This window comes from Rhizobium sp. BK491 (assembly GCF_014194925.1).
Taxonomy (GTDB): Bacteria; Pseudomonadota; Alphaproteobacteria; order Rhizobiales; family Rhizobiaceae; genus Rhizobium.
In genome coordinates this window covers 1-14,122 of sequence record NZ_JACIAR010000027.1, presented here as the reverse complement: position 1 = coordinate 14,122, position 14,122 = coordinate 1, and the positions used below count along the sequence as shown (strand labels likewise).

The window sequence follows — 14,122 nt, the reverse complement described above, 5'->3', positions numbered from 1 at the left end:
CTTCTTCCAGACGAATGGTGACGGACCCGACGATGATCTCGGGACGGCTGGCCTTCTTGATCGGCGGTTCCGAAACAGGTGGGTCGACGATTACCGCTGCGAACTCGACCGCGTCCTCGGGCGCGGGCAGAACCAGCTTCCCCCGCCGTGCCATCGTCCGCCAGGTGGACAGGTGGTTCGGCTTCAAGCCATGTCGATCTGCGACCTCACTCACCATTGCGCCGGGCCGAAGGCTCTCCGAAACGATCTGCGCCTTGACTTCATCCGGCCAGCGCCGGTGAACCTCACGTCCAGGCCTCCTGGTCGTGAGAACCTCCAATGTAGTCTCCATGGAGAAACTCCCGTTGCTCGCCCATGGAAGAGCGATCACAGATTAGAAAGACGAGGACAATGTGGAGGCAGAACACCGGTTACGATTCTTCGTCATATAGGCATGAAAAATGGGGCGAATAAATTCGCATTTTGAGACTCCGTTTTCTCGTGTCGATCGTGGATTCCTCCACTGCGTCGAGGCTTTCGGCCCGCCCGCGTTTGCAAGTGAAAATTTAAGCGGCGATGCTGGAATTGGTAAGGGATCTCGCCGTCGCCAAGGCCGCCGGTTACGTTCCCCCCTATAACGGACGACGAATACTGGATCGAAATCGAAACCGCCCCAGTACTTTACGTCGATCCCATTGATAGAGAATTCGGCATCGCTTCGGCGGAAGTCGCCAGATGTCCGGAACGGGACGGCTGGTCGAAGTCTGAAAATCTGGGCTAGACGGCTCTATCCGCTACTTTCTGCCAGTCCGAATTCGAAATGAGTGTACTGGCGTAGATAGACGTACGGCCGGTGGTGTTGATCTTTCGCAGGGCGCCGCGAACAGATGTCACGAGTGCTTGCGGCATCCAGGGGCTCAAGATGAGCGCCTCTATAGTTCCGGGGAGGAGATCGAAGTTCGACGCTAGATCCTTGCGCGTCGAGCTTTCACAGATGATGCGGTACTCGCTTTCGGGCTCGTACGGGTAACGCTTGATGAATGGCAGCTCGTCGATCGCCGGATTCAAGTTCGGAAGACGACTGATTTCCTCGTAAAGAACTGCGCGATGTCGTACCCCTGGTTTCTCATCAAAAGCCTTGAGCAGCTTCTCTCTGTTGAGAAGCAAGCATACGCCGTCAGAGTTCGGCGAGAAAACACGCCAGTGATGATAAGTCTCAGGAGCTTGGGAAAGGCAGATCGCTGTAAGCGTCTTTAGTGCTTTGCGCTTCTTGTACACGTCCATGAAGTGACGATCGTTCTGGTCATCCCACGAATCCGGAGATAGCAACGTGATCCGATTCGTCTGCAATAAATGAATTGTCGAGGCGAGATTAGTAAAGCGTCGGAACACACCTTTGACGGTCGATGGACTTGTTGTGTGCGTCATGATACCTCCCATTTTCCTGGATCCTGCACGACCGCTTCTCACGGGGCAAGACTCCGCTTGCCTCTCCGATTAGTTAGAACAAAATAGAAACAAAATCCGTTGACACGGATACCCGAGGATTTCGCCGGGCGGCAGCGGGTTGTGCTCATATGCAGGGGCCTCGTGTAACTAGTGTCAGTACGATAAGCCCAGCCTGGAAACCTGCAAGATTCGAGTGTCTTGCGGATGCAATGTCACATCACATTTGGGGCGATGGCCGTCATTTTGTGCTACTGACCGGAATTCAGCGAACCGATTGGAGCCATGTCATGATTAACATCAACGAACGCGACATGGTCCTCCGGATGATCGATATGGCGCGTATGAGCCTGCTTGCGCAGGAGAATAAAATCTCTCCTGCCGAAGATGCTCTCTCGGTTTTAACAAAACTCTATTTCGAGTTCCGCCCGCTTGAGACCGACGCCCAAGTTCGTGGATTCAGAGAACATCTGGAATGGATCAAAAGGCGCCCGAACTACGGTCATATTGAGCTTGTCAATTTTACATATGACGAAGTTATTGGTGGCAGTAGCCAAGCATTCAAGGCTGATGCGGCAAAAAAATCGGAAGCCGTAGGCAACCTCATAACTTACCTCTCGCGCGCGGCCGACGACTGGATTGAGCGCCTTGAAGCCCAGGCTAACATCGAACATCTTCGCGAGATAATCCCACCGAAGAAAACTGGTCCGTTTAATTTTCGAGTTCAGGACGGACGTCTTGTCGTTGCTCCCCACGATGCTAGAGTGAAAATCGAAGGGAGTATTGCCAGCGCGCGTGCTGCCCTGTTGCAGCAAGGCGAAAGGCTCATAAACGATCTCTTAGGGTCTAATACCCAGCCGTACCTGCGAGCCGCCCTTGAAGCTGTACAAGAGAGACTTCCGATCGACAGCGACATTATCCAGCTTGGTCTTCTGAATATCTCTTTCGAGAATGCGACTTCGGGTGCTACGGAGGAACTTAACTCTGTGCTGGCATCCGTCCTGCAGGCGCACGCCGTCGGGGTCCGTCACTATCTCGCACAGTTTCCAGAGTGGAAGGAGTTCAGTTCGCAGGCTGCCGATCTCGAAATAGCCGTGGGAAATCTGAACAACGTTGCCTCAAGCGTCGACGAACTTGCAGACCAGATCGAAAAAGAAAATACGGTTGATGAAGCGGTTCCCCGCTCTCTGCGGTTTTTAACGAGCCTCGTTCGCGACCCAGGTGCCGAGCTTCGGCGGGTTGGACTTGCCTTGCTGACGACGATTGAAAGCCTAAGTATTACGATATTTGGCGGAGTTCTCCATTTCGTCAGCTCGACGTCGAAAGCGACGCTCGACGGTGCTTCAAAGCATCTTTCCAAAGTTCTGGCAGTTGCCGTCGCGGTGACCTGTCTGCACGTCACGGCGACATTGGCAGAATGGTCGGGGGTGACGTGGCTCAAACCAGCGGCCGAGATCATCCTGAAAAGCGAGGCGGTTATTGCACGGCTGTGAAGACTTATGAATCCGACTGCGGCGTCCAGGTGATATCCTGGCTACGCGATACGTGAGTGAGCATCGAGCACGCTCTGACTGCCGATGATGAGGCCAGTGTCGGACGTGACTCCCACTTTGACATCACGTCATAAATCACAGTCTTAATCTTGCCATTATTTGCCGAGGCCGATCGTTCGAGATGTCAGGCTCACTTTTCCTTTCGCCCTTGTCCATGGCACAGCACATGCTTTCGAATTCAGACTTCCGAAACTGCTTTGGTCGAACAACCTAGAATACCGGCGGGTCTGAGCGTTGAGGAAGGGGAGAGGTCACCCGCGCAAAAATCCGTGCCTCCTTATTTGTCATGGATGTAGAAGGCTATCGGGACGTTCGCTAGATGCCGCTCCGAGCTGGATTTCAGGAGCAGGCGATTGATCGTGTTGTCTTGCAGGCCGCCTATCGGGATCATAACCGAGACTGGTCGAGCGATCGCGTCCGATCGCGACAGTTCAGGCGCCGGTTGAAGGCGGCCCAATCTTGCTGCCAGTGATGCCTCGACATTGGGCTTCGGCCGGCCCCGTTCCTTATTCTGGAGATACTTGAACGTGTCAGCCATCAAAGAACGGTAGCCGAACATTGCACCGCTGTCGCCGAGGCGCAGAACCTGTTGGACATCAGTTGGAAATCTGAACGTCGAACGCTCGCAGGCCCTTGCGAACCCGGGTAGGGCGGACGTGGCGGGCATGAGCTCCTTGACGATCGTCGTCGCAAGCTCCCGCCATCTCAGAGGACTGTCGGTGACGATCGAGGCCCCTGTTGCCTGAGCAAGATACATTGCCATCTCGACGTTGGGCGACAGCTTCATCGCGCTGAACTGTCCGCCTCGCTCTCCCTGGACCTCGGGACCGGTGTGGAGAACGGCTAGCGGATCAGCCTCTTTCATGCGCTCCAACATGAGCAGCTGAATGGCCAGATCATCATCCGTGAGGGCAGGATTTTGACGTCGGAGCTGTGCTATCATGACGTCTTCGGTCATGGACATGATGCTTCTCCGTGTGTCTTGGCGCGCGTGCTCAGTCAGTGCAGCTTGGTCTTCGGCCGTAAGTTGAAGGACCTTGACCCGCCTTTCAGCCAATCGATGGACCTCGTCACGGAGATAGAAATCGAAGCAGCATGGATCTGGAACGAGATTGAGCAGTCCGCTCGTCACCAGCGGCATAACGTTGAGAAACAGGAACGCAGACTTCAAGAATTCCTGCCGAAACGCATGCGGGTTTTCGACGGGGTTGAAGTCGTGCTTCACGGTTCCCGGGTGCAGAAACGGATGCTCTACGAGAGTTTCGCCGAAATAGAGAGGCACTCCTACTCCGTGTTTCAGGAATGCGTTCGGGTGTAGATTGCCCGTGTATACGCACCGTGCGCGACCATCGGGCTTAGGAAGCAGAGACAGGATGTCGGTCTCAAGGGGCCACAGACCTTCATAAAGGCTATACACTTTTGAGATCTGCTCATCGGTCAGCTCGCGGCGGACCCGAAGCCAATCCCGGCCATCGTGGAGGTTCAAGACATTCACAATTCCGTTTAGGAGCATGATGTTGCGCTCGCGAATGCCACGTTCGCTCCAGGCCGGGCGCAATGATGGTGAAAGGGCTTGGCAGCAGTTTCGGAACTTCATTTCGGAACCACACCCGCAGGCGTCACGGGGGCGAATATTTGCGGGCACCTTCTTTTGAAGAAAGTCGCGAGGTTTCTCTGTTCGGCCAAAGGCATCCTGGTATCGGACCTGACCGCTGTCGTATTTGACGAACATTTCCCCGCCAAACCTCCAAAGCTGTTCTGGCGGCGGCATGAGTACGTGCCTGAAATCCACCCAGGAGCCCGGCGCTTCCTTCTCCGGATACAGCCATTCCTCGCGCCCGGCGGCGACATATCGGCGCGCGCGCTCCTTCAGGATGCGGTTGATTTTGATCACCTCGTCCCGCGACAGCCGCCGTTGCTTGATGAACGCGTCGGTGCGAACCATGGAGCTGCGGTATGCACGCGCAAACGTACGTTTTTCCGTGGCCCTCGCAGACGGATCTTGTGCGTATTCCAAATTGGTGAGGATCAGACAGAAGTCGCGGTTCAAAGGAAAGACAGTTTGAGAGCCCTTAAGGGTGATCGAGGGTTCCGACGGGTGGGCACAACCTCGGTGTTCGGGCGGCATTGCGTGATTGAAGATCGTCACGGGATGATCGGTAACAATGAACTTAACGTCCGACTCCTCTGCCGAAACGATCTCTCGGACTGACTCTGTCCAAATGGTGCAGTGAAACATTCGGATGGCCTGCATTTCAGCCATCAGCTCGTTCTGCGTCAAGCGAGGATAGCAGGATTTCAGCCAGTCCAAACCCTTCGGCGTCCTAATCTTCTGAATATCCAGGTATTCGAAAAAGGTTTGAAAATGGCGTTGCCATTCGGTCGGGTCGACCTGAACGAAAGCCCGGACAGCCTTCGCGCCGCGGGTATCGATGTCACCAAACAGGCGCCTTTCGATCTCGTCGTTGACGTTTGCTCCGAAAAACGTCGAGTAAAGGTCCCTTTGCACGAATGCGCGGGACGTCGGCGACTTGAATCGCGAACGTTCCACGATCACCCGGCCGTCATCGAGCGCCCTTCGATCTGGCGACAGGTCGAGAAGCGCGAGTGTGCCGCGCCCCGGCTCGAAGAAGCCTTCCTGGTACCATTGGGGGACATAGTGATTATTTCGGGTCTTCGACATTCAAGCTTCCGTAGTTTGTCAGTCAGCGCACCAGAATAGCCATCCACGACTTTCGGAATGCCCTCCGGCAGTGATCGAGCGGAAGTGGCTATTCGGCTGCGTGGCCCTCCTGCACCGTTGACTACTCAATACGCTGGCGGATCGAGTTTAAAGTCCTAGTTAGAAATGCGGGGACGACGGCCGGAGCTGCTCCGAACCGCCCCCGGTATCATAAACAACCTCGATGCCCCGGGCCAAGTAGCCCGCCGCCACCTCTTCTAGCTGCGGCGCATACTGGTCAGCATACTCGTGAAGCGTGTCGTCGAAATTGATGACGAGGTATGCGATACGCCGCGTTCGCTTGTCGGCATTGTAGACTAGCATCTGTTGCTCGGCTCCATCCACTGTCGAACGCAGCTTGCCAAGGAAGGCCTCACTTAACCGGTCAGCGCTCGCCCCGACGCCCCCGCTGCGAAAACGAACTACTTCGTTGTTTGAAAGATTAATCGTCTTGACTTCGCACAGTATTGCCCGGTTCCCGTCTACAGCCTCGATATCAGGAGTGCGGTGACCTTTCATCCTCGATTCGGGAATGAAGCGGACGTCAGTGCATCCGAGGTGCTTTACGTGATTGTAGCCCTTCGCCTGATTCAGCTTGTCGATGAGCTGCTGCCATCCTCTGTCGGGATCTTTAGCGGTGAGAAGGGGGGCAAGTTCCTTCTTCAGAAACGCCCACGCGTCATGGTCGAGCCCCTGCAGATCTTCCTCGATTTCCAGGAAGACCTTCTTCTTCACCGCGTAGCTGGTGAGTGTCTCGTCAAAATTGGCAAAATAGGCGCCCGGTGGTACGGGGTCTGGAAGCAAGTCGCGCAACTCATAGACGCGCTGAAGATCGTTCCGATGCGTGACTTTCCCAGCGCATTGAGCCAAGCAATAGAACTTATGCATCACATAAGTTATTACATTCATGGGAGTGGTTTGGTACAAAAGTCTGATCTGCACAAGCGATTTCCTGAACAAAGTCCGGGACTCCGGCCGGCACAAACGGAACTATCAACATGGATGTCAGTGCAGCGAAGGCGCGGGTTTTTCCACCGGTAGGGAGGTGCATCTATTGCGGCGGCGCCGGCGCGCTCACGAAAGAGCATATCTTTCCCGCAGGGCTTGGTGGCGGTCTTCTGCTGCCGCGGGCGAGCTGCACATCTTGTCAGAGGGAAATTCAGATCTTCGAGGACATCTGCATGCGGAAAACGCTCCTGCCGCATCGCCGAGCCCGTGGGCTAGTCCGTCACCCGCATGATCTTCCTGCCACGGTGCCTTTGGTGCTCGATCTTGACTTACAAGGGCCAACGCGGGTCGCATTGGATGCCCATCCAAATGTTCTTGTGCTGCCGGGAATGCGCGATCTTCCCGGCATATTGGCGGGGAGATCTCCCGAAACAGTGGTGCAGTTCGATTACAAGATCTTTGGACACACAGACATACTCGACCAGACAAAGCGAAGGCTTCTGGACCAACAGGTTGTGGGTATTGATTTGGACGGCTATGCGTGGCTGCGTATGCTGGCAAAGATTGCTCACGGTTACGCGGTCGCGGAGCTGGGATTTAATAGATTCTCGCCAGCGTTGCCTGATCTGATCCTCGGTCGCAACCCCGCTTTATGCAGCTATCTAATCGGGAATTGCCCCGTTCCATCCCCCATACCGGATAGCCCGCCGCTGCTGATAATCGGAATGCTATGCGTCACTATGGGCGAACAGCGCCTGGTCGCAGTCAATTTGCGCCTCTTCGCCGATCTAGGTGTAGAGACCCCGGTGTACACAGTAATTGCTGGATCATTCACAGATTAGAACGTGAACCCGTAGATAAGGTCGACATCGGACCCCTCGTCGGCTCGATCTATTTGCAACTTCAATCTATGATCGATCAAGAGGCGGCTGAAAACGTCGGCGCCGGGAATCCTCCATCACAAAAGGGTGAGAAGAACACGATGACAGACTCGATTGACATCATCGATTGTGCCACCCTGGACGAGTTCTGGGAGACGATGTCACCGATTGGCACACGCTTTGGTAGACCGCATGACCGTTTCATATTTCGGGGACAGGCAAACAGCGAATGGCACTTGGTTCCCAGAGTGTTTCGCAAGTCGGAGATCGATAAATACAAACGAGGAATGATGTCGACGCTACGCGACCACCCTGGACAATTCTTTTTCGAGTGGTCGCTCTTGCACGGGTTTGTCAAATATTGCGATGCGGCCGGACTGGCAGTACCTGGCGACTCTATGGAGTTTCGAGCATATTTTGATCAAAATAGCATTACCAACATTCATGGCATAACCAGTAGTGACTGGCCACAGGATCGCGTTGTTCCTTTGATGGGCATGGCGCAGCATCATGGCGTCCCAACCAGGCTCTTAGACTGGTCAAGCAACCCCTATGTGGCCTGCTATCACGCTGCTACCACTGTCGTCACAGAGAGGGACCGAGATGATGTAAGTGCCCAGGAGAAGATTGCTCTATTTGCACTGGACCTAAATACACTTTCTCGGATCTCTGGCCTCAGACACCTCGTAGTTCCGGGAAGCACTTCTGCGAACCTCCACGCCCAAGCGGGTTCGTTTTTGTTGGTGGACAATTCCGGGAACCGGGGCGAGCCTTTCACGCCTGACGTTTCAGTTGAGTCAAAACTGGGTCGACATTCCAGCCTGCTTAAGAAGGTCACACTGCCCACGATGTTCGCCGGCGAACTTTTGCTTCGGTGCAATCGCTTCGGAGTCTCCGCCGCATCCATTTTCCCCGGTTATGACGGGGTAGGAAAAGCGGTGCTTGAGTCCACACGGGCATGGCATTTCAGTCATCCTAATTAGCTCGGTGACGTTCGCAACTCGCGCCAGGAGGAATTTGATTATGGGATTTCCACAATCGAGTATCGAGGAAATCGTCGAAAGCGAGCGGTTGATGGTGGTCAACGCAAATCACCGCTACGGAAAGCACTACACCCACGCCCGCGGCGTCTCCGTATTTTTGACGCTGTGTATTACCGCAATCGATCCCGATCGCATGATGTTTGGGCGGTTCTTTTCCCAAATGAAAAAACATCACATGTTGGCGCTGTTCTCCGCGTTGCGGTTGCACAAAGTGCAAGCGATGATGAATCTGCGCATAGTCTTGGAAGCCGGGGCGTCGGCTGCGTTCGCGATTGCAAATCCTGAACGCCACCATTTCGTCGATACAGATGAACAGGGTATTCTTGATGCCTCGCAGGAGCTAACAAAAAAGCGATACGCGTGGCTCGACAAAAACTATGAAGAGCAATCCCAGTGGATCAAAAATGCAAAAGCCCAGATTAATTCGTCAGCGGCACACGCAAACATTATCAGTGCGGACAGCGTATTTCGCATCGGCGATGCCGGCGATCAAATCAGCGCTCCTTTTTTCGATATCGAAGACGAATATCATGTGAAAACTGACCTTTGGCTGACCGCCAGCGTCGCCATCGGATTGATGGATTTGTTGTACCGTGTGAATCAAAGTCGTAACGTTATTGAATTTCGAGACAATTTTTCAGCCACCTTCGCCCAGATGACAGCAAGCAACGACGCATTGCGCGAGGAAATGACGGCGACAGATCGCTATAAGAAGGCGACTGAAAAAGTTGGGCCAAGCAAGAAGCGGTGACGCTACCAGCGGGATGATCTAGCTGGGCGTCTTCCCGTGACAGACCCGGAATAGCAACCTTCAATATGGCCCGTCTATTGTGGCGCCGGCCTCACGATCGGCCAATCCCCAGAACCTGGTCAAAGCGCGAATATAACGGACAAAATCGCCGTCGGAAATTTGAATGAACTCGCTCAAAAGATGCCGTGTTTCGCATTCCAACAACGCTGCTTCGGCTAAATGGCTCCAGAAATGCGGGTAACTCTTGCGTAGCTGAATGACGGCCGGGCCATGGCCGTGGCGCACCGCGTTGGCCAGCAAATGAAGCTCACTGATTGTGTCGTGAACTGAGGCGGCGGAGAGATCGAGAGTTTGTTGGTCTGCAATTTTAAGGACCAGCGGACCAAAGTTCGAGGTGTTGGCTTTCTCCTTTTCCCCCTCGGCAAAATGTAGCCGTGCCCATGTTCTCAGCTGGCGTTCAAACAGGGCGGCCAGAATAAGAGCAAAAGACCGTCTGGCCTCGTATGCGAGTAAATTGGACGTCTGCTTTTCGCAGTTATCCAGAAACTCATTCAAAGAAAAGAACTCACCACCTCTGACGTCGCTGCTGATAGCGAGTTCGTTCAACGTCGCCATGATTACGCGTTTGTAGAATCGGTCGCAGTCGGCCTGGAATTGTCGGGGCAGCAAATCCTGAGGCATCATTAAATCCCGATTTCTTTTACTTCATAGAGGCTCGAATATTCGTGCCGGCGCCGGACGATAGAGACGATAGTTGCTCACGTCGTCAGCATCCCCGCAAGTTGGGCCATCGTCACAAATTGAATTCCGAATGTGTCGACCAGCCATGCGCGATTTTTTTCGTCAAAAATAGAAGGTTGTGATCTGCTTTTGCCGAAGTCTTCGCTGCAAAACAGATCGATAGCATAGCCGTAGTGGGCCGCCATGCTGTCGCCATCTGCCCATTCTGCTATCGCTCGATTGATTCTCTTTTGCTCTCTTCGGTTTCGGGGGCTTCCAAGGTAGGCGATGAACGACTTACTGCCGCCGAGTTCCGCCTGAATTTCGTGAGCGATCTGTATAGCCTCTGCGCAACCAACACCGTGGTGCTCGATGGCGGTTGCAACCTCGAAGTACCGTCCCAGCCGCCGACTGAGCGCGCTTTCTCCTGGCTCTGCGAGATATCGCTCTCCCTTCGGATCATCAACGCTGACCATCCCAATTCTCGGAGCGCCGAGTAACTTCATGCCAAGGTCGAAAGCGGTCAGAAATCGGTCGGTCTGCTTGTGATCAAGCGGCTTGCGGGCAACCTGTTCAGGTCGCATGGTGATGCGGGTAAGTCTGTTTCCGTCCAGTGCCGTCTCATGTTGATAAGTGACATTGGCCACTGTGCTTCCGAATACGGTGCTCCGCGTTTTTGATTCCCTCCAGCGTGATAAGGGTTTCACAAAATACGCCCTGCATATTTCCGGCTTGAATCGCCGCGCGAACTCTCCATGCGTGGACTCCGCCATCCGGCCTTTGGGACGTATCGGGCGAAACAAGATCCGCAAGAGTGTTTGTGTCGAAAGTCACGCGCATGGCGCGATTGTAGCTCACTTAGCGAACGCGACAAACGTGCATTATCAGATATTCTCGAAGGCTTAACTTTCCACGGTGTAGCGAGCTCGTGGCCCCGCAGGGCGAACTGAGACACCCATCCCGATTGTGCTGCTGCCGGCCAAGATTATTGTCGATCGCCGCCAGACGGGCAGTTCGCCCAACCCCCCGAGATGCTATGCAAGGCAAATGAGATTCCTTGCTACCTTATTTGCCCTATCCGCAATGTTGGATCCCGCATTCGCAACGCAGCCAACAACTGCCAAATTCGCTGTTTGTTTTACGCCGCCAGAGCGGTGTGAAGAGCGCATTGTCGATGCGATCGACCGGGCCCGATCGTCCATCCGGGTGCAGGCTTACGGTTTCACCTCGTTGCCCATTATCCACGCCTTGCAGCGAGCGGCGCAGCGCGGTGTGGAAGTTCTGGCCATCCTCGACAAGGTAAATGAGCGGAAATATTCCGGCGCGACATTGCTTGAAGCGGCCGGCGTCCAGGTATGGATCGATTTCGAACCGACCATTGCTCACAACAAGATCATCGTCATCGACGGGCATCTGGTGATTGGCGGTTCCTATAATTTCACGGCGGCAGCCCAAAAGCGGAATGCCGAGAATGTCACGTTCACCGATAGCCGGGAGGTTGCCAAGCAGTTCTCCGACAATTGGGATAGTCGGCTAAAGGTATCCGGGGCATTTGAGGGGGCCGCGCCGGAAAATTGATCATGCTCGGCATGAGGCTATCCATCACAGAATGCGGGATATCCCACTGGGGCCTCTACGCAGCGTCGTGGTGCATAAGGAAGAGTACAATTATACGATAGCCTGCGGCTTCGCTGTTTTGATGCCATCCTCTTCGTTGTCGCCGTTGCCATTTAACCGGGCCGTTCCACATATGAGGAAGATCGCCTTAAGAGCAAAGCGGCAGCTGCAACCCAATCGCAAGCAGAACAGCGGCCCACAAGCCACTACGACTATTTCAGTCCTTGCCGACTGTCAGCCGGCCCGCGCTGCCATCGGAAAGCTTTACCTTTCCCCATGCCGACATCATGTCCGGTGCTCGCGTCACCTCGACTTTGCCGTTGCGGCCGTCCGTGCATGTGACCGGAAGAATGATCGTCGAACGCCGATCGCTGAGATCATAGGCGCCAGAACATTTCACGGCCTTTCGAGACGATTGAACTGAGAAGCGGCCCTTCGCGTTTGATGCAACGGTCGAGCCCATGAATGTCTCACCAGAATCCATTCTTGCTGAGGCCCGAAGAACGATTTCAGTATTCCCGTGGCCTTGTGGCTTCTTTGGGCCGGAGCCCGCGATCTTCAAAGCCTTAGAAACACTCGCGGGCATACCGCCGCCTTGCATGAACTGAAGGTAATCATCATAGGGGATGCGCCCCCTCGCATAGGCGGTCAGGATACGGCGGCAAAACTCTAGCCGGACATTGGCCTGCGGCACCCCCATGAGCTTGGCAAGCCCCTCCTGCACTTCAGGCTTAATGCCGTTATGGCTGCATGCCTCGATGTTCCAATTGAGAGCCGATGGGTCGCTCAGCAGGTTCTTGCTGTATTCATACCCACCCTTGCTTGCCGTCGATTGTGCCTGTGCTGGCATTGAAAGAGCCGCCATAGCGATCGCCGCCGAAACTATATGCTTCTTCATGGTGTCTGTTTTTCCCTTTGGTTGGCCTACCGTTCCTGCATGGACTCGGAAGCGACTTCCGCAAGTGGCGAGAACAGATATTCGAGGATCCGCCGTCTGCCGGTTTTGATCTCGACGGTCGCGGCCATGCCAGGCGACAAGGGCTGAAGCAGGCCATCGACATTGATGACGTCGACGTCGAGCCTGATCGTCACCGGAAACACGAGGTTCTGCATGCGCTGCACGTTGCCAAACGGAATGAGGCTTTGGAGCTGCTTTGCCGGTTCGCCCTCCATCTGCTGGGCATCGGGCTCGGGTACCGCGTCGGTCGCGACCGACGTGACGTGGCCGTGCAACACACCGTATCGTGTAAACGGGAAGGCCTCGATCTTGATTACGGCTTCCTGTCCTGTTGCGACGAAGCCGATGTCCTTGTTTGGCAGGAAGGCCTCAATTTCGAGCTCGGTATCGGCGGGGACGATGCGCATCAGTTCGGCACCTGGATTGACGACCTGTCCGACGGTGGTGAGCGCCGACGCCGTTACGATGCCATCGATCGGGCTTGCGATCGTCATCGACTGCCGGCGCTTGCTTGCCTTGACGAGTTGCTTTTCAAGCTCATCCACCTGCCTTGAAGCGTCACCCTGCTTGACCGCATTGTCGGCGATGAACGTCTGAATGGCCTTCCGGCCTTCGCTGGTGGCAACAGAAAGCGCTGCCCGCGCCTCGGAAAGCTGTCCGACCTGTTCGGCGAGATCCGTCTCTTCCGACTGCTGTGACTGCAGGGCGTCGATGACATTGGATTTGGAGCCGGCCGCCTGGTCGACGAGAGAGGAGCGCATGGTGACCCGCTGCGCCAGGGTGGCGATCAAAGTTTTGCGCGCATCGATCGTCGCGCTCAATCGCTCAATCGTCGCCTGGCTCTGTGACCGCTGCGCCGTGAGATTGTCGAGATTGGCGCTGAGGGATGACAAGTCGGCGGCAAGGATGGTTTTCTCGCGTGTCTGGACATTGAGGGGCGTTTGCGCATCGAACGACAGATCGACCGGTATGACCCGCACCTCGCTCCAAAAATCGCTGGCGAGCCACACCCGCGCAGTCGAAAGGGCAAGCTCGCGGCGTGCGACTTCCGCGCGGAGCGCCTGCAGATTGACCGCAATCGCCTCTTCGTCTGACCTGAGCTCGGTATCGTCGAGCTGAACGACGATGTCGCCGGCCTTCACCTTTGAACCATTGACGACCGGGATGGACCTGACCTTGCCGACCTCGATCGACTGGATGACCTTGACGCGGCCGGTCGGCTGGATCTTGCCCTGCGCGGTCGAGACGATGTCGAAGGTACCAAGATAGCTCCAGGCAAGCGTGGCCACCACGACGACCGCGATGAACCAGATGAAGGCGGTGCGGATCGGCGAGGCCGGTGTCTCGAGGATCTCAAGCGCTGCCGGCAGGAACTCGTTTTCGGTTCGGTTTCGCCGCTGCGGTCTCTTCGGTCGTTTCGGAGGGCGGATGACAGGGTTCATGGCTGATTGAGCCCCGTCTGCAACTGCCAGAGATGGGCGTAGAGCCCGTTCGTCCGGGCAAG

Annotated in this window: 13 protein-coding genes; 5 read left to right on the top strand and 8 right to left on the bottom strand. The window is 55.3% G+C overall.

Features of this window, described 5'->3' with window-relative positions; all coding sequences use genetic code 11:
• Both FHX05_RS29830 and FHX05_RS29825 read right to left on the bottom strand, forming a co-directional pair.
• A partial coding sequence (locus FHX05_RS29830; RefSeq protein ID WP_183876446.1) for a transposase occupies nucleotides 1-331 on the bottom strand: 331 nt, incomplete at its 3' end.
• Nucleotides 332-756: 425 nt separating this feature from the next.
• On the bottom strand, nucleotides 757-1,407 hold the full coding sequence (locus tag FHX05_RS29825) for a DUF2971 domain-containing protein (protein WP_183876444.1): 651 nt from the start codon (nucleotides 1,405-1,407) through the stop codon (nucleotides 757-759).
• Nucleotides 1,408-1,715: 308 nt separating this feature from the next.
• On the opposite strand from FHX05_RS29825, the gene FHX05_RS29820 reads away from it, so the two are divergent.
• Entirely contained in the window at nucleotides 1,716-2,918 is a 1,203-nt protein-coding gene (locus tag FHX05_RS29820; protein WP_183876442.1) for a hypothetical protein, read from the top strand.
• Between the two features lie 337 nt (nucleotides 2,919-3,255).
• Here the strand turns inward: FHX05_RS29820 and FHX05_RS29815 are convergent, their stop codons facing one another.
• Both FHX05_RS29815 and FHX05_RS29810 read right to left on the bottom strand, forming a co-directional pair.
• Nucleotides 3,256-5,661: a DUF4238 domain-containing protein gene (locus FHX05_RS29815; protein ID WP_183876439.1), complete on the bottom strand. Its 2,406-nt coding sequence runs from the start codon at nucleotides 5,659-5,661 to the stop codon at nucleotides 3,256-3,258.
• Nucleotides 5,662-5,820: 159 nt separating this feature from the next.
• Complete coding sequence (locus tag FHX05_RS29810; RefSeq protein ID WP_183876437.1) at nucleotides 5,821-6,642, bottom strand: hypothetical protein; 822 nt, start codon at nucleotides 6,640-6,642, stop codon at nucleotides 5,821-5,823.
• 56 nt (nucleotides 6,643-6,698) lie between these two features.
• On the opposite strand from FHX05_RS29810, the gene FHX05_RS29805 reads away from it, so the two are divergent.
• From FHX05_RS29805 to FHX05_RS29795, 3 genes are all read left to right on the top strand, one after another.
• The gene (locus FHX05_RS29805; RefSeq protein ID WP_183876435.1) at nucleotides 6,699-7,490 is read left to right on the top strand and encodes a hypothetical protein; all 792 of its coding nucleotides are present in this window, start codon (nucleotides 6,699-6,701) and stop codon (nucleotides 7,488-7,490) included.
• A gap of 68 nt (nucleotides 7,491-7,558) precedes the next feature.
• A complete protein-coding gene (locus tag FHX05_RS29800; protein WP_210295043.1) occupies nucleotides 7,559-8,512 on the top strand; it encodes an FRG domain-containing protein in 954 nt (317 codons plus the stop codon).
• Nucleotides 8,513-8,552: 40 nt separating this feature from the next.
• Nucleotides 8,553-9,323, top strand: coding sequence for a hypothetical protein (locus FHX05_RS29795; protein WP_183876433.1), 771 nt, complete (start codon nucleotides 8,553-8,555; stop codon nucleotides 9,321-9,323).
• A 60-nt stretch (nucleotides 9,324-9,383) separates the two neighbouring features.
• Here the strand turns inward: FHX05_RS29795 and FHX05_RS29790 are convergent, their stop codons facing one another.
• Both FHX05_RS29790 and FHX05_RS30270 read right to left on the bottom strand, forming a co-directional pair.
• Nucleotides 9,384-10,007 carry a hypothetical protein gene (locus FHX05_RS29790; RefSeq protein ID WP_183876431.1) on the bottom strand — a complete coding sequence of 208 codons (624 nt, stop codon included), beginning with the start codon at nucleotides 10,005-10,007 and terminating at the stop codon, nucleotides 9,384-9,386.
• Nucleotides 10,008-10,081: 74 nt separating this feature from the next.
• The gene (locus tag FHX05_RS30270) at nucleotides 10,082-10,690 is read right to left on the bottom strand and encodes a hypothetical protein (protein WP_210295042.1); all 609 of its coding nucleotides are present in this window, start codon (nucleotides 10,688-10,690) and stop codon (nucleotides 10,082-10,084) included.
• Nucleotides 10,691-11,009: 319 nt separating this feature from the next.
• Between FHX05_RS30270 and FHX05_RS29780 the strand changes: the two genes are divergently transcribed.
• Complete coding sequence (locus FHX05_RS29780; RefSeq protein WP_183876429.1) at nucleotides 11,010-11,621, top strand: phospholipase D family protein; 612 nt, start codon at nucleotides 11,010-11,012, stop codon at nucleotides 11,619-11,621.
• 256 nt (nucleotides 11,622-11,877) lie between these two features.
• Here the strand turns inward: FHX05_RS29780 and FHX05_RS29775 are convergent, their stop codons facing one another.
• On the bottom strand, nucleotides 11,878-12,558 hold the full coding sequence (locus tag FHX05_RS29775; protein WP_183876427.1) for a hypothetical protein: 681 nt from the start codon (nucleotides 12,556-12,558) through the stop codon (nucleotides 11,878-11,880).
• Nucleotides 12,559-12,584: 26 nt separating this feature from the next.
• A partial coding sequence (locus tag FHX05_RS29770; protein ID WP_348648365.1) for an HlyD family type I secretion periplasmic adaptor subunit occupies nucleotides 12,585-14,122 on the bottom strand: 1,538 nt, incomplete at its 5' end.